The organism is Pseudobdellovibrio sp. HCB154, assembly GCF_046267985.1.
Lineage (GTDB): Bacteria > Bdellovibrionota > Bdellovibrionia > Bdellovibrionales > Bdellovibrionaceae > Pseudobdellovibrio.
In genome coordinates this window covers 2,393,345-2,414,452 of record NZ_CP176530.1, presented here as the reverse complement: position 1 = coordinate 2,414,452, position 21,108 = coordinate 2,393,345, and the positions used below count along the sequence as shown (strand labels likewise).

The window sequence follows — 21,108 nt, the reverse complement described above, 5'->3', positions numbered from 1 at the left end:
GACACCGCATACAGCGTTAAGCGTATATAGCGGCTTTTAAATCGAAACTGTTTAGTTTTTTATCTTAGCTTCTAAGAGCTGCCAACGCTCATACATCTGCGCCACTTCAGCTTCAAGATTTGCAGATAATGAAGTGAGCTCTTGCAGTTTGTTATAGTTAGCTTGGTTTTCAGGTCGCGCTAATTCAGATTGAACTTTCGTTAATTCTTCTTCTTTAATCGCGATATTTTTTTCGATGTTTTCGTACTCAAGAGTCTCTTTATACGAAAGTTTTTTATTAGAGCTAGAGGCTGTTTTCGCAGGGGCCTGAGCCTGTTTTAAAGCAGCTTCTGTGGCGGCTTTTCCGGCTCTGCGGTTTTCTTCACCTTCTTGGCGGTACCAAGTTTCCCACTGGTAGTAGTCAGCAAACTTAATAATTTCGCCTTTTTCGTTTTCAGTAAAAGCCCAAAGTTCACTTGAGTTTTGATCTAAGAAAAAACGATCATGCGATACTAAGATTACAGCACCTGGGTAATCGGCTAAACATTCAGATAAAACATCTAATGTTTCAACGTCTAAGTCATTCGTTGGCTCATCCAGAATTAAAACATGCGCTGATGTTAACATTAATTTTGCAAGTAATAGACGGCTTTGTTCGCCACCTGAAAGTTTTGAAACGGGCATATCCATTTGAAAACCATTAAAGTGAAAGCGGCTTAAGTAACTTCTGGCAAAAACTGGTGAACCTGCTAAATGCACATAATCACCTTCAGGGCAGATCACTTTTAAAACTGTCGCATTTTGGTTAAGCGTTTCTTTGCCTTGTTCGAAATAATTAATCTGAATATCTGGATTTACAAACACTTCGCCTGAAGTGGCTTGTTCTTTACCTAACATTAATTTAATCAATGTCGACTTACCACAACCGTTAGCGCCTAATAAACCAATGCGCGCTTTAGGTCTGACTAAACCTGAAAGATCTGAAAATAAATTGCGGCCCGTAAAACTTTTGCTGACCTTGGTAAGCTCAACTAAACGTTTTGGTGTATTGCCAGTTCCCGCTGAGAAGTCGAAATCCGCTTTGCGCAGCTGATTTTTATTTTCTAAATTTTTAACTTCATCAATTAAATCATGCGCACGGTTCTGGCGGGCTTTTTGTTTTGTTAAGCGGGCCTGAGGGCCACGCGCTAACCACGCTTTTTCGATCAACATTGTGTTACGCTTTTTTTCTTCTAAACGGCGTTGGCTGTCTAAAAGCATTTGTTTTGTTTCTAAGTATTTGGCGTAATCGCCGTAAGACTTAATAATTCCATCCGGATTGCGGGGGTCTAAATCAAAAATCGCATTACACGTGTTTTGTAAAAACGCACGGTCATGGGTTACGATAAAAAATGAAATCTGATTTTCATTAGAGATAAAATCTTCAAGCCATAAAATACTTTGAATATCTAAGTGATTCGTCGGCTCATCCAGCATAAGTAGAGTCGGGCGTTTCATTAATTCGCGCGCTAAAGCCACACGTTTTTGCCAACCACCGGATAGGGTGCCGACATCCGTATTTTCACCTTCAGCCATTTCGTCTAACGAAAGCTTTGTGATTAACTCAAACGCGTGTGCGATGTTTACGCCATCGTAAGGATCATCAGTCACTTCAACTAATGTTTCATAAATCGACTTGCCGGGAGTTAATTGCGGTTTTTGCTCTAAGTAACCAAGACGTAAGCTGTTTGAAAAAGACAGTTTTCCTGAATCGGGTTGCATTGTTCCGCTTAAAATTTTTAAAAGCGTAGATTTTCCGGCACCGTTAGGGCCGACTAAACCAATTTTTTGTTCTGTATCAATCGCAAACGAGATGGATTGAAAAAGATTTTTAGATGCGAAGGATTTGGAAATTTGAAATGCAGAGATTAATGTAGCCACAGCATCAAAGGTATCAGCAAAAAGCACAGTCCGCATGCACTTTATTGTTTCAACAAAAAACAAACAAACCTAGACCAGGAAAGTGTTGATAATCAGGCATTTCTCAAGATTTATGCAACAGAAGTAATCAGCAGAAAATTTAGGTAAAGAAAAAAAATGCGATGTTGAGATTTCTTAAAATAGATTCCCAATTATCGCAAAAGCCCTGTGGTCTCATTATTTCACTACATTTCAGAAATACAAGGAGGGCTGTATGGGTGAATTGGATTATCTTCATTATATCGATAATGAGTCGTTATTAGAGGCCGGAGTGCCGTATAAAAAGAACTTAGACGAAAATTTCATGAATGTTTCGCCGCACAAGCAAAAACTCAGCGTGTTAATCGTTGAGGATGATTTTGCGATGCAGCCCATCTGGGAAAGTGTCTTAAGAGAAGTATCCCCACAGGTCTCTATTAAATGGTCTAAGTCAGAAGAAGGTGCCGAGATTTTAATGAATCAAAAAATCACCCAAGATCAAGATTTCGATTTAGTGATCGCGGATATTTACCTTTCAGGCTTTAAAACGGGAATCGATTTATGGGAGAAATACCGTTTTAGTGATTCGTTATTTTTATTCACAAGTTCTATGGGAATTAAAGAATTCGCCAATGTTATTAAAAAATATGAAAACGACTATGTTCCGTTTTTTATGAAAAAACCGATTAAAAAAGCCGTAGCCGTTGAAACTATTAAAGCGATGTTATCATTTAAGAAATTTTTGATCTATAAATCGCATTAGTCGCGCTTTAAGGCACGAGGAGTACGTATGTTCGAAGATATTGCCTACAGTAAATTCTCCGTCAGTATGGAAATGGACGAATACGCGCAACGTTTAGTTCACTACATTAAACAACACACTTCACCTGAGTGTCAGATCAGTCTATCGATCGAAAAGCATTTAGGTGAATTTAATGCCGTCACATTTATTCGTGGATTAAAGTTTGAAGCGATTATCGATAACAAGGCTTCAAACTTTTTTGAAGTCATAGATAAGCTGAAAAGCGATTTTAATCACCGTATCGAACGATTTAAGACCGGTGAGTGTGGATCTGTTGCGCCCTCCGTCTCATTTTGAGATAGTTAGCTCCGCGCGGCGAGCAACCTGACACTGTCGCCGTAAGTTGTCGTTATCAAATTCAGGTAAAGAACAAAGGTGGTTTTGTTTACTCGAAATATCCTGTATTCGTTTTCGCATCTCAATTTTAAACGTTAACCGTAGTGAAACTTGGCCTGTTTTTCGAAGTGGTTATTGTTTATGACAAAAACAATCAAAACTTCAATCGGTGTTTTATTTGCTTTAACGGTTCTTTCACAAACTGTATCAGCACAAAATCATTCGTTGCTGACCTCACAGCATAATCAGACATCCGAACGCTTTGCCGCGCAGAATTTAAAGACTAACGGAAGCTTTGATTTAGCCAAGATCAATCAATTTATCGAACGCCTACAGATTGAAAAGAAATCTTTAGCGAATGATATGTACGAAACTAAAATCATCGAAAAGCTTGAGCTTGAAATCGAATCGCACAAAGATGCGATCAAATCAGCTAAAAAAGAATTAGATACGAATAAGTCAAAATACATCATTGCCTATGATCAGTATCTTATTCCTAAAATGACAGCCTTACGTGATTGCGTAGGTCAGAACCGTCCACAGTTTATGTGTGAAGGTATTATGGATCAGTTTATTGATGGTTATGCTGGGTTCTACTTACCCGAAGCCCCTCGTAATATCTTTCATCAAGATTTAGATGTTTTATTTATCGGTAAAAACTTTTTCGGCTATTCATTTAAACGCCATGAAAACAAAGTCGAAGCCGCTAACTTAAAAGTTGAATCTGAAAACTTAGCCCGTACAAAAGCTTGCTTACCTGAAGTGCGCGCCAATGATCTATTAGACCAAGTGCAAATCGCTAAGCTTAAAGCTTGTAACGTGGATATTTCAATCTACAACCCCGCTGAAGAATCATTAGTCAGAAAACAAACTCCAGAAACTTTGGCTGAAGCTAAAGACCGCCACAACGACTGGTTTCCGACTGAAAATGACATCATCTACTTCAAAAAGGTGAAGTTCTCGAGTGCTGGTTCTCCTAAAATGGAAGGTGAATTTGAACGTAATGGTGAAGACGTAGATGTAAAAATCAAAATGGGTCATGAAACACATGTTGAAATCACTTCTTCAATTTTAGCTAAGATGATTGGTATGTTTCAAGATACCTCAGTGATGCGTAAAACATTACGCGTGCATTTTAAAGGTGATACGGATTACGATGCGTTCAAAGCCCAATGGAAGCGTAAATACTCTGGCCTTAATAAAGAGCTTTCATCATTTGTTGTAGATTATGGCCGTGATGGTCATGGTAACTACGTGACATTACAAGATGTGCAGTTATCTATTAACGATCCTAAATTTTTGCGTATTGCTCCCTATGACCCAGCTGGTTGGGATTTACCAAATCGCCGTGAACACCGCGCGCAGATTTTATGGTTTGGGTTAGTGAATATGATCGACTCAAAAACGGGTAATCATATGTTGCTCTTTGAACAAACTCCAACGGGTTTAAAACCACGTTATTCAATGCAAGACGTGGGTTATTCATTACAATTTCAGATTAATCCATTACGTCCTTTTGAAATGTTACGTTCAGCCCAGTCTTGGGGAGTGAACACATTCGATCATACTTTTTTAGATTGGTCGGCTGATAAAATTCATATTAATTGGGCCGATATTTTATTTAACCGCGACCGCTTTAACACAACGACGTACTCAGATCTTAAATGGATGGCGCGTAAGATTGCTAGACTTAGCTATGATGATATTAAATACGCGGTAAAAAGCGCTGACTTTCCGCCAGAGATCGAAGATCTATATATTCACAAAATTACTAACCGCCGTAATGAAATCGTGCGCGCTTTTGAATTAACGGGTGAATTTACTTTATATCCAGTTGTAGATTTTAAAACTTATAGCCCTAGCAAAAAAGTTAAAAATGGTGATGTGGTTGTCAGCCACTTTGATGGATATGTTAGTTATGAATTACCACGTAACACATTATTGCCATTTATTCTTCAAGGTGCTGCTTCGCTGGTTAAACTTGAAGCTTTAGATAAACAGCTTAAAGCCAAAGTATCGAGTGATATTTCTTTAGCGTATCAATCAGAAAGCCTTGGTAAAGTGCTTAACGTTAAAGATATTTCTGGTGGTATTGGTTTAGAACTAAATCGTAGTGTTGAAATCAATAACCAATATGTGATGCGCGGTGATCAATCACAAGGCTTCGTTGTCAAAGACCGGTTTGCTGTTGAGATCAACGTAGGCTCTTCAATTTTCACGACGTTAAAAGGTTTATTTCCAGATCAATTAGCTGTGAACGGAAACATCAAAGTATGGCGCCGTGAATTTGAATTCATCCACTTTGCCAACACTTGGCTTGAAGGCTATAGAAGTCCGGTTAAATTATTTAAATTTATTCCGCACTGGAAGTCTTGCATCGTTGATTGTATCGGCAGAGGCGAAGTTTTAAAAATTTCTGACAGTTATGGTATTTCAGCCGGTGCTAAAGTTCCAGTGGGCGCTGTAGCCGGTGTGCCGTTAACGTTAGGGGCCAGTGTGTTTTGGCAAAATTCAAAACCAACATACTTTTCACGCGATCATTTTAACCAGTTAATCATTTACGAAGCTGAAAACACAATGTTTGGTTATTCAGCGACAGCGGGCTTAGATGCGGGATTAGATTTAATTTTATTCAATCTACCGTTTTTAGAGTTTAGCAAAACATCGTATTTCTATGATCATAAGTCAGCTTTATATAGATTCTCGGCGCCAAAGTCGGTTGAAAATTTTAGTGTGTTAGAACAAATGCGCGCTAAAGAAGAACGTGAACTATTAAGCCGTTATTTAGAATCAGGCGATAGTGATCCGTTAGTTTTAGCTAAAAAAGATTTAGATATTAAAGCTAAAGGTGAAGTTAAAAAATCAGCGTTTAGCTTTTTATTCTTATTCAAAAAAGAAAAGGCTACAGGCTATTCAAAAGCCACAGTTAAAACTTCAAATAAAGAAGTGAGAAATTTCCAACGCTATAGCCGCGAAGAATCGAGCTTATTCGGTGCTGATAAGGCTGTGTTATTAATTGATAAAATGGCGACCGTTGTTTCAAAAGACACAACGAATATTTCAATTGAAATGGATGAGGCAGAGCCAGATAAAATGGTGGCTTACCTTGAAGTGTGGAACTACGAGAGAAAATTAAACCGTAAAGGTTTAGTTGATTACATCACCGATTTAAATAAGTTCTATTCTAAAGATGCGAACACGCCATTCTATTCAGATTATTACTTACCAGCGAAAGAACAAATGGATAAGTACCGTAAGATCTATGGTCATACGCGTATCTACTTCTATGGCGATACACTGTTAAATAACTTGAAATTATTAACCGAGAAACAACTTGAAGGTCTTTTTGCTAATAACTATAAAGGCGATACGTCTTGCCATTATGGTGCACAAAAACAAAGTGGCACGAACTGCCCATATAGCTATGACTTAAATAAATTCTTAGATGCATTACATGATATCAAAAAATTAACTGTGAAAGATCAAAAATTCTTAAAACAGTATTACAAAGTGTTAGCGTCAATGGGCATTCGTGAAAACGGTATTGGTTTAGCTAAAGCGGTGGCTACAGAAGATAAGATGTTTGTGATGGGTGAAATTTACGGTGTGTACCCAAGCTTTTCAACGATGAATCAAGACGAGCAGTATGCGGGTCGCAGATTCGCCGGCAAAAGCTGGGGAAATTATAAAATTCCGCCATTAAGAAAATTCTTAAATAATCATTCGATCACGCAAGAAAGTATTTACATTAACGGCGAAATTAATTTCGACGATATCTTTGGCCCCATGCCTACAGGTAACGTCGATTACTACTAAAGAGTTTGTAAAAACTTAATCAGAGCTTTTTTGTCAGAAGCGGTCAGGATTTCCTGGCCGTCTTTAATAAAAATATCCACATCATGGCCGTTGTTGCTCATACCTTTGCGGTTGGTATCGAAGTAGTATTGCGGTTGTTTCCACGCAAATGGTACATCTTCGCCCGTCGGGTAGCCATTGCAATCCGGATCAAAATCAGTCGCTGTACTTAAAGCATCACCTGCGTAATAAGCTTTAGGTCGTTGTGCTGCTGGCGTTAAGACCGCACATAATGACGGAACTGAGTTATTATGAAAATACGGCCAACGCGCCCAAATACCCACAAGTGGTGGCGGTACGTAACCTTTTTGCTCTTTGATCACGATGTTATTAGCTTTAGAAATTGATAAGTCATTTAACTTTTCAAGTGATTTCATACCTTGGCGGCGGTAAGCATCGGTTCCGACATCAATCACCGGAGTTTTCGTTTTTGGAATCACCTGCGTTGTTGCAAGTTTCTGTGCATGTGTTAACTGGTCAGCGTTTGGTAAATTCCACGCTTTTTCGTAAGTGCCATGGCATTTAGAGCAAGTTTGGTTAAAAACTTTCTCTCCTTGTTTCGCAACGTCGATATCAATTAATTCTGCCGGATAGAAATCGGTAAATCTCGGCGCTTCAGACGAAAAAACCGCTGTCGTTAATTCATCGATAATTTTTTGATTGTCTTTAAGCCATGCTTCTAAAACTTTTAAATCAACGCCGCGGCCGATCTCATTCCAGATAATATTTGTAAAAATCGGGTTACCGCTGATCACACTTCCGTCAGATAGCCAACGGTTTTTGTATTTCACATTCCACCAAACCATCGGTTTTGAATCAGCCGGGTTATGATCTAAGATTTCATCTGAACGGGGGAATAACTCAAACCAGTCACTTGGTGTTGCATAAGCGTCTTTATTTCTGTGATTTAGTGATAACGACACTTGCGCTAATGATGTATCAAGACCTAATTGGATCGGCTCTTTGACTCCTACACGTTGAATGTTAGTTTTAAGCTCTTTCATCAATTGAACTTCTTCGTTTGTTGCACCTGATGCTGATTTAAATAACCAAAGATCTACAGCGGGAGCTAATTTTTTAGCTTTAACGAAAAAATCATTCGCTGTTGGAAAACGATTGGTCATTCCTAAAACTGTTTTTCCAAATAAGTTACTTGAGTGGCAAGCGGCACAAGAAAAAGTAAAACCAGTGGCGCCATGACGTTCGATAAAGCCTAAACCCATACGGTGTTCAGGGCGACCGGTGCGTGGAACTGGAACTTGGTACACGCCTGTATCTGTGATAGCAGGGTATTGGTGAAGCCCAAGATCAGCCATCACTTGATCAAAACTATTAATTCCAGAAATCTCTTGAACGATTTTACTTAAAACAACACGTAATGGATTATCTTGGCCATCTTCGATCACATTGATCATCGGTTGGTACGGAGGTAAGGCGCCTGTCACCGCCACTGGATAAAATTGCGCGTGCAATTTTCCCATATCGCGGTAAGTGGTAAAATCTTGAACTGAATAATTATTAATATTTGCGCGGCCGCCAGCAGGAACGGGAACACCTTCATCCCAAATTTTTTGGGCAAAAACAGAAGTTGTTAATAAAAGGGCTGTTCCGAATAAGGCTAAGTGATTTCTCATAGTAAAAATCATAGCCAACGGATTATTAAAGAATCACTCATAAAAGAGCTTGTTGCGGCGGGTAAACGGTATTTTAGAACATTAAAAGTGCACTCCAGCAAAGCGGAGCGACCGTTATCTATTTCGCCTCATAGGTGATGGCCAAAAGCTTGCAAATCTATGGGCCATCAAACCCAAAAATCACCAAGGAGATTTTAATGAAAACCAAGTCCCAATTTATCCTTATTTTAACTGCATTTTTATCGTGTACGGCCTTTGCGCAAGTTGAAAGAACGACCGCAACAGCGACTGAGGCAAAAACGAAAAAAGAAATGATGAAACCTTCCGTGGCTTACACAGCAACGATGGATGACATTAAATCATCGTTAGGTATGGTACCAACGATGTTTAAACATTATCCGCAAGAAGCGCTTCCCGGTGCGTGGGAAGAAATGAAAAGTGTGCAGATGAATCCTAATTCAGCCATTTCTGGAAAATACAAAGAGCTGATCGGTTTAGCTGTTTCAGCTCAGATTCCGTGTAAATACTGTGTGTACTTTCATAAAAAAATGGCGATGACACAAGGGGCTTCTGAACGTGAAATCAATGAAGCCATTGCTGTGGCGGCCAGTACTCGCAAATGGAGTACAGTTCTTTATGGCAATCAGATCAGTCTTGATACATTAAAAAAAGATGTCAATCAGATGATATCTAACGCCAAGGCCATGGCACAAAAAAATACACCGACACCAATGGCTATGCCAGCCGCCGAAATGATGACAGCAGACGCTGTTCTAAAAGATTCGCAAAATCTTTTTGGTTTAACGCCGGTTTTTTTGACCGATTATCATAAACCTTCTGTCGCAGGAGCATGGAAAGAGTTACGTGACTTTTTCAATAATCCAAACACGGCACTTCCGGTGAAAGTGAAAGATTTAGTAAGTCTAGCCGTATCTGCACAAATTCCTTGTGACTACTGTACGCACTTTGATACTGAATTCGCAAAATTTGACGGAGCAAGCAACGAAGAAATTAAAGAAGCCGTTATTATGGCAGCGATGGTTCGCAATTGGAGTACCGTTTTAAATGGTGTAGCTCCCGATGAAAAACAATTCAATCGCGAAGTAGACCAGTTAGCGGCTAACTTCAAAAAGAAAATGAACTCTATGAAAATGGGTGGTCAAGCGTCAGTGACTCACTAGGATTATTTAAGTGGGTTTATCTTGAATCAGTTTATTACGAACCCAGGTTCTGATATGTGATAACTCTTTTTCAGATAAGCCCACGTAGTTTGCCGAAATTTCATAATGATCGGTTTTTAAATCTGACGTGTTTACGCGAATTGAAACCGTTGTTCTTTCAAAGATATTAAAAAAATCACTCGTAATCTTGTAAATCTGACCGGGGATTAATCCTACATCTGAAGAAAATTTGGCGCTGACTTCTGAACTTGAAATGAGGGTTAATTTCATCGGAATTGAAGCAGGTTTATTCACTATCGCATGCACGAAGTCGTCTTGATTGCTTTTTTGCGCTAAAAGTTTATTAAGCTTCGTCATTAAGACATCAGGATCAATCGGCTTAATCATATAATCATTAGCACCCACTGAAATCGCTTTTTCAACGTCAGCAGGGTCACGTTTACCAGTTAACATTAAAATGGGAACTTTTTGATTATTGCTAGGCTGTGAACGAATCGTTGAAATTAAGCTAAAGCCACTTGTTCCCATGGGCATCACCGCATCGGTAATCACCACATCAAATTTTTCACGTTGGATATGCTCAAATGCATCTAGCGAGTTAGTGCAGGACACGACGATAAAATTCTCTTTTTTTAAAATCGCTTCTAAAGTTAAAAGCACGCTTGTTTGATCATCCACAATCAGTACGGTCTTCATGACGCCTTCCTTTGACTTTGTTTAATGTCGTAAATGCGCTCCTCGATACCGGCAATCGCTAACGAATAACATAACTGCGCTTTGCTGATCTCTTGTTTTAAGGTGTCAGTGTGGGCTGGGTTATTTTCATCGGCTAAAGATTCAATTTTAGCTAAAATCTGGTGAAGTTCATGAGCATCTAATTCCGCTGATGCTGATTTTAAGCTGTGCGCTGTTTGGTAAAGCTCGGTAAAGTTCTGCGCTTGTAATAATTCAGGTAATTTTGAAAGTTTAGTGGGAGCTTGGGTCGTAAAATCTTTAAGTAAGATTTCAATTAATAACTGATCACCCACCATAAGATGTTTGATTTTTTCAATTTGGCTAGGGGATGCCATTGTAGCTGTGAAGTATTGTTTTAATAAGGCCACAAGTTTGTTTAACTCAATCGGTTTAGTTAAAAACGCGGTCATACCAGCTTTGCTGTTATCATCGAAGTTAGTTTGTCTGACATCGGCAGAAAGGCCTACGATCGGTGTTTTTTTCATTTGCTGGTCTTGTTGAAGCGCTATAATTTTCTTAGTCGCCTCTAAGCCACTCATCACCGGCATGTTAGAATCCATTAGAATTAAATCGGGGTGGTGAGTTTGATAAAGCTGAACGGCTTCCTCACCGTTATTTGCCACTACAGTTTGAAAGCCTAATTTAGATAAATAGTTCGTAATAACTTTTTGATTTACCGTACTATCTTCAGCAATCAGGATTAAACCCTGGAACTGATGACTGAATAAAATGCTCTCTTCATCGTGTTCAGTTTGTTCACTACCAACAGTTGGCGCGCACACTTCAAGTGGTAAGCTAAACCAGAATTGGGTGCCTTTACCTAATTCACTCGCTACGCCAATTTCACCTTTTAAAAGGTCAACTAACTGTTTACAGATACTTAAGCCTAAACCTGTACCGCCCACAGTCTGTCCGTTTTTCGTTTGAAAGTATTTTTGGAAAAGGTGGCTGACTTCAACTGGAGTCATACCGCTTCCGGTATCTTTCACGATAATTTTTGTATTTGGACCTTCAGTCACGAATTTTAATTCGACAAAGCCCACTTTGGTAAACTTCATCGCATTACCGATTAAGTTAATCATCACTTGGCGAATACGGTTTGAATCCGAATTAAAATGTTCGTTTTTAAGTTCTGAAAAATCTAATTTAAGCTCAAGGCCTTTTTCCATCACCATGGGCTTAAAGTTATCGGCCACATCGTTAGCTAAGGCTTTTAAACTAAAAGGCGCATTGGTAATTTCAAGTTTACCAGCTTCGATTTTTGAATGATCCAGAATATCGTTAATTAATGTTAAAAGTGATTTTGCTGAACGTTGGATAGTTACGACATAATCTTTTTGATCTTCGTTCAGTTTAGTGTCTTTAAGTAAAGTGGTTAAACCCAAGACCGCATTCATCGGTGTTCTGATTTCATGAGACATCGATGCTAAGAAATCTGATTTTAGTTTTGAATTTTCTAAAGCGCGTTCTTTTTCTGACTTCCAGAATTGCTCTAATTGTTTTTTAGCGGTGATATTTTTTAAAACCACCACAGAGCCTGATGTTAAACCTTTGTCGTTCACGAAAAAACCGTTTGAAGCTGAAACGAAAATACCATCGGGGTGAAGTTGGTTTTTCACGATATATTCCTGATCGTTCACTAAGCCTTTTTTAAGGGCTGTGTACATCGGAAGTTCTTCTTTAGAAAGCTTACGTCCGTCAGGGGATTGAAAACCCATCACATCAATTGAGCTCGAATAAAAAATGTCATTTACTACAGGACCGATAATGTTTTTAGCAGATTCATTGCTGAATGTGAAAAAGCCGTACTTATCAGTCACAATTACACCTTCAGACATATTGCTGATCACTTTTTTGAAAGTATCAACTTGCGAAACAAGACCAATATTTTGTTTTCTCGTGATGCGGTATAAAACCAGTAGATGCATAACCGCTAAAGTCAGAGACATTAAACTGATCACTAAGAAAAGCGACTGTGGATTAAATTTAAATTCACCGACGTTTTTCTTAAATAGATCCATCGGCTCGGTTGAAAGTTTAACGTTGATCGTGGCTCCCGACGCGATAAAGCTTTTAACAGCTTCAAAGTAGTCAGCGTAGTTTAATGATCTTTTGGCTAGCGTGTTGTAAATAGAGGCCTTTTGTTTTGAAAGGGGAGACGCTAAAGCTTGCACCATTAAGGAATTATTGCGTGTTGAAAAATCATTGAACTTTTTCGAACGCTCCATTTTTGGATCAGTGGTGTATTGCGAACTTTCAACGTAGGCTTTAAGTTCAACGACATTTTCCTGCCACGCATTTACTTTTTCAAAAAGAAATTGTTCGTCAGTCGTTAAAACTTCTTGAGTGATAAAAAGTGAACTTAAACTTTGGTTTAGGCCCGATTGATAACCTAATGCCAGCACCATAAAAAAGGCAAAGTTGCAAAGTCCGATTAAATAAAAATGGCGCTTCAAAAAGGCCCAAAAAAGCTTCGTCATGACTGAGGTATTTATCGTCATTTTCAGAGTGAAAAATCACATTTTTTTGAGTCTAACGAAAAGAAAAACCGCCCTATGGTCCAGGGCGGTTTATTAAGTTGGAATTAGTGTTAAAAAGTTTGTCAGTTTTTAAAACTTTAAAGCAGGGCTTTGGCTTGTTCAAGTTGAACAGCGACCGCTTTAGGTGATGTGCCACCCTGACTATGACGGGCCTGCATGACCGCTAAGTGAGGAAGTATTGCAAGACTGGCTTCATCAAATAGCGGGTGCAAGGCTTTAAGTTCATTTAAAGAAATCTGTTCAAGAGCCACTTTGTTTTTTATGCAGTACTGAACAGTGCGGCCAATCACTTCGTGGGCTTCACGAAATGGTAAACCTTTTTTAACTAAATCATCAGCTAGATCTGTCGCATTTGAAAAATCTCCGGCTAATGATTTTTTCATATTGGCTGTATTCCACGTGGCTTCTTCAAGCATCACGAGCATTAAGCGTGAGCAACTTTTAACCGTATCAAGGCCTGTGAATAAGTGAAATTTATCTTCTTGTAGATCGCGATTATAAGCCAGTGGCAGTGCTTTAAGAGTTGTTAGAATTCCGATTAAAGCACCGTTCACACGACCTACTTTGCCGCGGATAAGTTCAGCCACATCAGGATTTTTCTTTTGTGGCATGATACTGCTACCAGTAGTTACTTTGTCAGATAACTCTACAAATTTAAATTCAGGCATAGACCATAATACTAACTCTTCACTTAAACGTGAAAGATGCATCATGATCGTTGCTGAATCAGATAAAAATTCAATGATGTAGTCACGATCAGAAACCGCATCTAACGAATTTTCAGAGACAGAATTAAAGTTCAAATCTTTAGCCACTTGCTCACGGTTTAACGGAAAACCTGTTCCCGCTAGTGCAGCTGAGCCTAATGGTAAATGTAAAACTCTTTTTTGTGTTTCAAGTAAACGTTCGATATCGCGCTGAAACATCCAGAAATACGCCATCAAGTGATGCGCAAGACTTACCGGCTGTGCATGTTGCATATGCGTAAGACCCGGAAGAAGTGTTTCAAAATGTTTTTCAGCTGTTTTAATAAAATAATTTTGCAGCGCTTTTAAGTGCGTCACTAAATGATTAATTTCACCAGCTAAATAAAGGCGGGTGTCGGTCGCCACTTGGTCATTACGGCTTCTCGCTGTATGTAATTTACCAGCTAGCGCCCCGATTTTTTGATAAAGTTTTTTCTCGATATCCGAATGAATATCTTCAGAGGTCGGATCAATTTGAATTTTACCAAGTTTAAACTCTTCATGCATTTGTTGTAAAGCGACTACAATAGCGCCAGCTTCTGCTGAAGGAATAATTCCCACATCCCCCAGCATTTTAGCATGCGCTATCGAGCCAAAAATATCTACTTCCCAAAGTCGTGCATCAACTTCTAGTGAAGACGAAAAGTCTTCAACTTCAAAGTGAGTTTGTTCTTGAAATAATCCGCCCCAAAGTTTCATCTAAGAATCCTCTAGTGTTGGTTTAAAGTTAATTTATCTTTTAGGCTAAAGAACATTCTTGGTTGTAAACCAAAGTTTTTAACAGCGCCTGTGCTTTCACTTTGCACGAAAGTCGTCGTATCGAAGCTTGCTAAATCTTCAGAGTATAAAGCCCATGGAGAAGTACGGCCTTGAACAACCACATTACCTTTGTAAAGTTTTAATTTTACAGTACCTGCAACGCGAGTTTGCGTAGCACCGATAAAAGCTTCTAAATCAGTTTTGAACGGATCCCACCAAAGACCTTCGTAAGCTAATTTGCTCCATTCAAGATCAATCGTAGATTTAAAACGGATTTCATCACGAGTTAAAACTAAGTTTTCTAAAGCTTTATGTGCCTTTAATAGTAAAGTCGAAGCCGGGCATTCGTAGTTTTCACGAACTTTTAAACCCATCATGCGGTCTTCCATAATATCAATACGGCCAATACCGTGATCGCCCGCAATTTTATTTAAAGCGATAACCATGTTACCTGGCGTATAAGCTGTGCCATTGATATGTGTTGGAACACCGTTTTCAAATGTAAGAACGATTTCTTCAGCTTTGTCTTTGGCGTTTTCTAAAGATTTAGTCCATTGAAAGATTTCTTCCGGTGGAGCGAAATCTGGTTCTTCTAATCTTCCACCTTCAATTGAACGGCCCCAAAGGTTTTCATCAATACTCCAGATTTTTTCTAAAGACTGTTGAATGGGAACATTATTTTGCTTTGCATATTCGATTTCCCATGAACGAGTCATATTACGTTCACGGATTGGCGCGTGAATAACAGCACCTTCAACTAATGAACGAAGACCAAATTCAATACGAAATTGATCGTTACCTTTACCAGTACAACCATGCGCAAAATGTTTTACGCCAAGTTTGTTTGCGACTTCAGCGGCTTTAGCGGCGATCAGCGGACGAGCGATTGAAGTCGACATCGGGTAGCCTTGGTAATCACCATTAGCTTGCAAAGCTTTGAAGCAGTAGTCTTTAATAAATTCTTCTTTTGCATCAACAGTGTAGTGAGTTGTGCCAAGAATTTTTGCCTTTTCTTGTGCTTGCACGATGTCAGCAGGATCTTGTCCCACATCGATAGTTACAGTGATGACTTCTTCGTAACCGTACTCTTGACGCATAAGTGGAATACAAATCGATGTATCTAGACCACCTGAATACACTAATAGAACTTTTTTATCTGACATTTTTACTCCTTAAGCATTTATGCAAACGTGAATGCATAAGCGGTATTCTTATGCGAGAAATATGCATGCATAAACCTTATTTATATGCGAATAATTATGCAGTCAATAGAAATATATAATTTAATGATTGACATATGCACTTATACGACATAATTATGCATGTATGGTGCATAATTATTCACGCAATGCGACAGATATTTCACACACGCCAATTACGGTTTCCGTAGTAGGTGCGCGTGGTTACACGGGTTTAGAAACTGTAAAACAGTTACTTCGCCATCCATTTGCAAAACTAACTCACGCGTTTGCGACGAATGATTTTTCGTTAAATCAATTTATTCAAAATAAAAAAATTACAGACGTTAAATGTTTGCCTGAAAAAGAATTAATGAACAATTTAACGGACGTTGTATTTTTAGCAACGCCTGCTGAAGCTTCATTAAAATTAGCACCGGAAATTCTAAAGCAAGGTAAAAAAGTTATCGATCTATCAGGTGCCTTTCGTTTGAAAAAAAGCGATTATGTAAAATGGTACGGCTTTACTCATGAACAAAATGATCTTTTGCAATCGGCTACCTATGGATTGGTGCCTTTTGCAAATTTTAGTGCAAACCCACTGGTTGCAAACCCAGGTTGTTATGCATCAAGCGTATTAATGGCTTTAATTCCTTTAATCAAAAAAGATTTAATCCAAACTGAAACGATTGTGATCGATGCTAAATCGGGAACAACAGGTGGCGGCAAAAAAGCTGTCGAAAATTTATTATTCACTGAAGTTGAAGGTGAATGTCTTCCGTACAAAATCGGCAAACATCAGCATTTGCCTGAAATTATTGAAGCGGTTGAACAATTCACCGGTGTGAATATTAATCCGTTTTTTACAACGCACTTATTACCAACCCGCCGTGGGATTTTATCAAGCCTTTATATGAGGGTAAAACCAGGCGTAACTACAGAGCAGATCACTGAAGCTTATGCACAAGCTTATGCAAGTAATCCGCTTGTGTTTTTCGCTGAAAGCGACAACCAACCGCAATTATTATCACTAAAAAAAGTCGTGGGAACCGCGCATACACATCTTAGTTATCATCTTAAAGGCGACCAGCTTTTTCTATTTTCAACAATCGATAACCTGATGAAAGGGGCAGCCAGCCAAGCGATTGAAAATTTCAACCGCCTGTATGACTTACCTCTAGAGACAGGACTTGAAGATATGGAGGCTTTCATATGACACCAGGACCAGGTTTACACAGAACACCACTTCCAAAAGGATTTTTAGCCAGTGGAGCCAACTGCGGCGTACGTAAGTATCGTCCAGATATCGGCGTGATTATTTCTGAAGTTGATGCTGTTGCGGCAGGTGTATTTACATTAAATGAATGTAAAGCAGCTCCTGTGCAACATTGTGCGAAAGTTTTGCCTGCAGATAACGTGCGTGCGATTTTTACTAATTCAGGTCAAGCTAATGCGGCAACGGGTGCCGAAGGTTTTAAACGTAACCAAGAAGTGATCAATGCTACAGCTGAAGCTTTAAAATGTACTCCAGAACAAGTGTTGATTGCATCAACAGGTGTAATCGGTGTGCAAATGCATACTGATAAAATTATTCCAGCACTTCCTGATTTAGTTGAGCGCGCGCAAGAGCACGCTGAAAGTTTTGCTTTAGCTATTCTAACAACTGACTTAGTTCCAAAAACTGTAACAACGGCAGTTAAATTATCGCAAGGTGAAATCCGTATCACAGGAATCTGCAAAGGTTCAGGTATGATTCACCCGAATATGGCGACAATGCTTGGTTACATTTTAACAGACGTAAAAATCTCTAAAGATGTGGCACACACAGTTTTAAAAGCGGCAACCGATGTTAGCTTTAATATGATCAGCGTTGATGGTGATTCATCAACAAATGACTGCTGCTTTCTAATGGCTAACGGTGAATCAGGCGTCGAACTTAAAAACGATCAAGATTACAACGCTTTCAAAAAAGCTGTGACAGAAGTTATGGTTTACTTAGCTAAATCTATTGCGGCTGACGGTGAAGGTGCGACGAAACTTATCGAAGTGGCGATTAAAGGTTCTCCTGAAGAGCAATTAGCCAAAACCGCGGCTCGTGGAGTAACTCTTTCGCCATTAATCAAAACTGCTATTCACGGTGAAGATCCAAACTGGGGAAGAATCTTAGCGCGTCTTGGAGCAGAAAAAGTTCCAGCGGCAGCGTTAGCGCAAATGGATCTGACTTTACAAGGTATTAAATTATTCACTAACGGTGAACCCGCAACGTTTAACAAAGACGAGGTCAGGACCCTCTTAAAATCGGCCAATGTAAAAATTGAGATCGATTTAAAATCCGGTCCACATACAGCCACAGCATGGGGTTGTGATCTGTCGAAGAAGTACGTTGATATTAACACTGATTATTCATAAAGGGTTTAGGTTAGAGAAGATGAGACAAGATTTAGTAGTTATCAAATTAGGTGGTGCTTCATTACTTGATCCGGCAACTCGCGATCAAGTGGTTAAGACGGTGCGTGATTATCGCAGATACGACTACGACGTGGTTTTAGTTCACGGCGGCGGTCCTGCGATCAATGCTGAATTAACAAAAAGAAATATTTCTTGGAGTTTTATTAACGGCCAACGTGTCACAAGCGTTGAGATGATCAATGTGATTGAAAATGTGTTATTTGGTCAGATTAATGCTGAGCTTGTAGCAGCCCTAAACGAAGGCGGCGTTCCAGCTATCGGTTTATCAGGAGCTAAGAACAATTTACTTCACTGTAAACAAGCAAGTGCTGAACTGGGCCAAGTGGGTTTAGTTGAATCAGTGAATGCTGAATTTGTACAAGCCTTGATTGCTCCAGAAAAAAATGTAGTTCCAGTGATTGCGCCAATTGGTATTGGTGAAGACGCTGAGCTATTTAATATTAATGCTGACTGGGCTGCAGCTAAAATCGCTTCAGCGTTAAAAGCGAAAAAATTAATTTTCTTAACCGATCAAAATGGAATTTTAGATCAAGACAAAAAGTTAATTGAACATACGGACTATGTGCAATTGCAACAACTTATCAACGACGGCACAGTCAGCGGTGGTATGTACACGAAAGTATTAACAGTGGTTGATGCTTTAGTGCATGGGGTTTCGCAAGTCAGAATCTTGCGTGGAACCCAAGCCTATGACGGTCTTTGGAGCGATTATGTTGGCACAATGTGCAAGAGTAGCGAGGTTAACTATGTTTAGCTTAACAACACCCCATTTTTTAACGGGCGAAGAATTATCACAAGATGAACTTATCCAACTTTTATTTTTTGCCGTTGAGTTAAAGAAAAATAAACGCCAAGCGTTTTTAAAAGATAAAACGATTGCCTTACTTTTCGAAAAATCATCATTACGTACACGTATGAGTTTTTCTGTAGGTATCGAGCAGCTTTCAGGTAATGTTTTTGAAATCAATTCGACTCAACGTAAAAAAGAAACTCCAGCAGATACGATTCGTGTGATGCAGGGTTATGTTGATGGTTTGATGATTAGAACATTTGAACATGAAATTTTAGAAGAAATGGTTAAACATGCTAAAATTCCGGTGATCAATGGTCTTTCAGATCTTCATCATCCCTGTCAGGCGTTAGCTGATTTACAAACGCTTTTGGAAAAATTCGGTAAGCTAAAAGGTTTAAAACTTTGTTACGTGGGTGACGGTAACAATGTTTTACATAGCTTATTACTCTTAGCACCTTATGTAGGTGTTGATGTTCACTTTGCTTGTCCTGAAGGTTACAAACCTAATGCAGAAATCTTGGCGCGTGCGCATGAACGTGCGCATTTAGGGGGCGCTAAGATTAAGGAATTTAAAACTCCGCAAGAAGCGGTCGCCGGAGTTAACGCGATTTACACGGATGTATGGACTTCGATGGGACAAGAAGAAGAGTCGGCTGAAAGGTTAAAAGCTTTTACCGGTTACCAAGTAAATGCTGAGCTTTATGCGTTGGCTGCTTCTGAGGCAATTATCATGCACTGCATGCCAATTCACGAGGATCAGGAGATAACTCGCGAAATGATTGAGCATCCGTGCTCGGTTTTATTCCAACAAAGCGAAAATCGCATGCATGCGCAAAAAGCCTTGTTGACTGGTCTTTATTCATCTGAGGAAATGAAAACATGGCAGCCACATCACAAGCTGACGCCCGCGCAAGATTACAAATCCTTCGCAAACTTTTAGAAGAAGGAACCGTAAGCACCCAAGAGGAGCTTTGCGAGGCACTGCAAAAGAAAAATTTTAGCGTTACTCAAAGTACCGTTTCGCGCGATTTACGCCGAATCGGTGCTGCGAAGACGATCTCTTCTTCGGGAGAAGTGGTTTACCGTTTACCTGAAGAGTTAATGATTGCGGCTCCGGTTCCCACATTAACGACGGGTATTAAAGGTCTTTTATTAAGTATCGAAAATAATGGTTCAATGATCGTCATTAAAACTCCGCCGGGTTCGGCAAGTTTAGTGGCCCATCACTTAGATTTAACTAAACCAGATGGCATTTTAGGAACTATTGCGGGCGATGACACGATTTTCGTGGCCCCAGCCTCTATGAAAAAGATCGAATCAACGATGGAAGCTATCGTTGATGAGCTAAGTTAAGCTTAAATTCCTATCAATCGTTGACTCATTCCCGATTTTTCTTTGAAATATCAGTATGAAATTGATTATTGGCATCTTGATATTTTTCTCTACAGTTACTGCTTTTTCGCAAGAAAATGATCTAGGCCCCAACGGCGGTCAGTTAAAATTAGTCGGCGAATTTTATTCCGAAGTTTTGACCAATAAAGACGGGTCGTTTGATGTTTACCTTTTAGATAAAGAAACTAAAAAACCATCGGTGCGTTATTCTTACGTGACAGGCTTTTTTGAATCTAATGGCGGAACCAAAGTTGAAATTCTATGCGTGGCTCAAAAAACTTACTTTGAATGTTATCCCCGTGGTTTAAATATTAAAAAAGGTAAAAAGTTATCTTTAAGCATGGCTCGTGAAAACGTGACGGGTAATGATGTGGTTTACAACTTACCCATTTTTAATCCGAAAGATTTAGCTTCGGCTCAAGGTCGTATTGCTTACGCGATTAAATTTGATAAAGACCAAAAGTATATGAGCTTTCGTAACGGTAAACGCGGTTATGAAACCAGCACACAATTAGAGGCGGGTGGTTCGTACTGCGCAATCGAAAATATCAAATTACAAAAGTTATCAATTAAGCCAAAGAAAAAGTTTACAACTAAAATTGAAAAAATCGATTTTCCCAATAAAGAAGTGCAACGTTATTCGGTGATCAATAACCGCGATTACAATTTATACTGTGATTTTACCGCTGACGCTGATTTTAAACAGTCGTTAGTTATTGAAAAAATTAACCAGCATTTAAACGGCTGGCTTAAGATTAAATAACTCATCTT

At 39.2% G+C, this 21,108-nt stretch carries 16 protein-coding genes; 10 read left to right on the top strand and 6 right to left on the bottom strand.

From position 1 onward, the window contains the following. Window positions 1-51 precede the first annotated feature (51 nt). On the bottom strand, window positions 52-1,935 hold the full coding sequence (locus ACKWCF_RS11625; RefSeq protein WP_409477760.1) for an ABC-F family ATP-binding cassette domain-containing protein: 1,884 nt from the start codon (window positions 1,933-1,935) through the stop codon (window positions 52-54). Between the two features lie 217 nt (window positions 1,936-2,152). Here ACKWCF_RS11625 and ACKWCF_RS11620 point away from each other — a divergent pair, with 217 nt between their 5' ends. The 3 genes from ACKWCF_RS11620 to ACKWCF_RS11610 all read left to right on the top strand — a co-directional run bounded on the left by ACKWCF_RS11620 (window position 2,153) and on the right by ACKWCF_RS11610 (window position 6,871). Continuing rightward, window positions 2,153-2,680, top strand: coding sequence for a hypothetical protein (locus ACKWCF_RS11620; protein WP_409477759.1), 528 nt, complete (start codon window positions 2,153-2,155; stop codon window positions 2,678-2,680). Between the two features lie 27 nt (window positions 2,681-2,707). Beyond that, complete coding sequence (locus ACKWCF_RS11615; protein ID WP_409477758.1) at window positions 2,708-3,016, top strand: hypothetical protein; 309 nt, start codon at window positions 2,708-2,710, stop codon at window positions 3,014-3,016. A 180-nt stretch (window positions 3,017-3,196) separates the two neighbouring features. Next, window positions 3,197-6,871, top strand: coding sequence for a hypothetical protein (locus ACKWCF_RS11610; protein WP_409477757.1), 3,675 nt, complete (start codon window positions 3,197-3,199; stop codon window positions 6,869-6,871). Here ACKWCF_RS11610 and ACKWCF_RS11605 read toward each other — a convergent pair. Continuing rightward, the gene (locus ACKWCF_RS11605) at window positions 6,868-8,544 is read right to left on the bottom strand and encodes a hypothetical protein (RefSeq protein ID WP_409477756.1); all 1,677 of its coding nucleotides are present in this window, start codon (window positions 8,542-8,544) and stop codon (window positions 6,868-6,870) included. The genes ACKWCF_RS11610 and ACKWCF_RS11605 overlap by 4 nt on opposite strands. A gap of 197 nt (window positions 8,545-8,741) precedes the next feature. Here ACKWCF_RS11605 and ACKWCF_RS11600 point away from each other — a divergent pair, with 197 nt between their 5' ends. Further along, the gene (locus tag ACKWCF_RS11600) at window positions 8,742-9,725 is read left to right on the top strand and encodes a carboxymuconolactone decarboxylase family protein (protein WP_409477755.1); all 984 of its coding nucleotides are present in this window, start codon (window positions 8,742-8,744) and stop codon (window positions 9,723-9,725) included. Window positions 9,726-9,731: 6 nt separating this feature from the next. Here the strand turns inward: ACKWCF_RS11600 and ACKWCF_RS11595 are convergent, their stop codons facing one another. From ACKWCF_RS11595 to ACKWCF_RS11580, 4 genes are all read right to left on the bottom strand, one after another. Then, window positions 9,732-10,421, bottom strand: a complete 690-nt coding sequence (locus tag ACKWCF_RS11595) for a PleD family two-component system response regulator (RefSeq protein WP_409477754.1) — start codon at window positions 10,419-10,421, stop codon at window positions 9,732-9,734. Next, window positions 10,418-12,940 (bottom strand): ATP-binding protein, encoded by a 2,523-nt coding sequence (locus ACKWCF_RS11590; RefSeq protein ID WP_409477753.1) that lies wholly within the window; start codon window positions 12,938-12,940, stop codon window positions 10,418-10,420. The genes ACKWCF_RS11595 and ACKWCF_RS11590 overlap by 4 nt, the downstream gene beginning before the upstream one ends. A gap of 137 nt (window positions 12,941-13,077) precedes the next feature. Next, window positions 13,078-14,445, bottom strand: coding sequence for an argininosuccinate lyase (gene argH / locus ACKWCF_RS11585; protein ID WP_409477752.1), 1,368 nt, complete (start codon window positions 14,443-14,445; stop codon window positions 13,078-13,080). A gap of 11 nt (window positions 14,446-14,456) precedes the next feature. Beyond that, window positions 14,457-15,668, bottom strand: a complete 1,212-nt coding sequence (locus ACKWCF_RS11580) for an argininosuccinate synthase (protein ID WP_409477751.1) — start codon at window positions 15,666-15,668, stop codon at window positions 14,457-14,459. A gap of 163 nt (window positions 15,669-15,831) precedes the next feature. On the opposite strand from ACKWCF_RS11580, the gene argC reads away from it, so the two are divergent. Genes argC through ACKWCF_RS11550 form a run of 6 tightly spaced genes read left to right on the top strand, consistent with a single transcriptional unit; the run spans window position 15,832 to window position 21,100 of the window. After that, window positions 15,832-16,899 (top strand): N-acetyl-gamma-glutamyl-phosphate reductase, encoded by a 1,068-nt coding sequence (gene argC / locus ACKWCF_RS11575; RefSeq protein ID WP_409477750.1) that lies wholly within the window; start codon window positions 15,832-15,834, stop codon window positions 16,897-16,899. After that, the gene (argJ, locus tag ACKWCF_RS11570; protein WP_409477749.1) at window positions 16,896-18,092 is read left to right on the top strand and encodes a bifunctional glutamate N-acetyltransferase/amino-acid acetyltransferase ArgJ; all 1,197 of its coding nucleotides are present in this window, start codon (window positions 16,896-16,898) and stop codon (window positions 18,090-18,092) included. The genes argC and argJ overlap by 4 nt, the downstream gene beginning before the upstream one ends. A gap of 19 nt (window positions 18,093-18,111) precedes the next feature. After that, window positions 18,112-18,906, top strand: coding sequence for an acetylglutamate kinase (gene argB, locus ACKWCF_RS11565; protein ID WP_409477748.1), 795 nt, complete (start codon window positions 18,112-18,114; stop codon window positions 18,904-18,906). Next, on the top strand, window positions 18,899-19,885 hold the full coding sequence (argF, locus tag ACKWCF_RS11560; protein ID WP_409477747.1) for an ornithine carbamoyltransferase: 987 nt from the start codon (window positions 18,899-18,901) through the stop codon (window positions 19,883-19,885). Before argB ends, argF begins: the two co-directional genes overlap by 8 nt. Further along, window positions 19,825-20,298, top strand: a complete 474-nt coding sequence (argR, locus tag ACKWCF_RS11555) for an arginine repressor (RefSeq protein ID WP_409477746.1) — start codon at window positions 19,825-19,827, stop codon at window positions 20,296-20,298. Before argF ends, argR begins: the two co-directional genes overlap by 61 nt. A gap of 55 nt (window positions 20,299-20,353) precedes the next feature. After that, a complete protein-coding gene (locus ACKWCF_RS11550) occupies window positions 20,354-21,100 on the top strand; it encodes a hypothetical protein (RefSeq protein ID WP_409477745.1) in 747 nt (248 codons plus the stop codon). The last annotated feature ends 8 nt before the right edge of the window (window positions 21,101-21,108 follow it).

Coding starts and splice junctions, on each gene's coding strand:
- ACKWCF_RS11600 (WP_409477755.1), top strand. CDS start 8,742: ATGAAAACCAAGTCCCAATTTATCCTTATTTTAACTGCATTTTTATCG.
- ACKWCF_RS11625 (WP_409477760.1), bottom strand. CDS start 1,935: ATGCGGACTGTGCTTTTTGCTGATACCTTTGATGCTGTGGCTACATTA.
- argH (WP_409477752.1), bottom strand. CDS start 14,445: ATGAAACTTTGGGGCGGATTATTTCAAGAACAAACTCACTTTGAAGTT.
- ACKWCF_RS11620 (WP_409477759.1), top strand. CDS start 2,153: ATGGGTGAATTGGATTATCTTCATTATATCGATAATGAGTCGTTATTA.
- ACKWCF_RS11615 (WP_409477758.1), top strand. CDS start 2,708: ATGTTCGAAGATATTGCCTACAGTAAATTCTCCGTCAGTATGGAAATG.
- ACKWCF_RS11550 (WP_409477745.1), top strand. CDS start 20,354: ATGAAATTGATTATTGGCATCTTGATATTTTTCTCTACAGTTACTGCT.
- ACKWCF_RS11610 (WP_409477757.1), top strand. CDS start 3,197: ATGACAAAAACAATCAAAACTTCAATCGGTGTTTTATTTGCTTTAACG.
- ACKWCF_RS11605 (WP_409477756.1), bottom strand. CDS start 8,544: ATGAGAAATCACTTAGCCTTATTCGGAACAGCCCTTTTATTAACAACT.
- argJ (WP_409477749.1), top strand. CDS start 16,896: ATGACACCAGGACCAGGTTTACACAGAACACCACTTCCAAAAGGATTT.
- argC (WP_409477750.1), top strand. CDS start 15,832: ATGGTGCATAATTATTCACGCAATGCGACAGATATTTCACACACGCCA.
- ACKWCF_RS11580 (WP_409477751.1), bottom strand. CDS start 15,668: ATGTCAGATAAAAAAGTTCTATTAGTGTATTCAGGTGGTCTAGATACA.
- ACKWCF_RS11590 (WP_409477753.1), bottom strand. CDS start 12,940: ATGACGAAGCTTTTTTGGGCCTTTTTGAAGCGCCATTTTTATTTAATC.
- argB (WP_409477748.1), top strand. CDS start 18,112: ATGAGACAAGATTTAGTAGTTATCAAATTAGGTGGTGCTTCATTACTT.
- ACKWCF_RS11595 (WP_409477754.1), bottom strand. CDS start 10,421: ATGAAGACCGTACTGATTGTGGATGATCAAACAAGCGTGCTTTTAACT.
- argF (WP_409477747.1), top strand. CDS start 18,899: ATGTTTAGCTTAACAACACCCCATTTTTTAACGGGCGAAGAATTATCA.
- argR (WP_409477746.1), top strand. CDS start 19,825: ATGGCAGCCACATCACAAGCTGACGCCCGCGCAAGATTACAAATCCTT.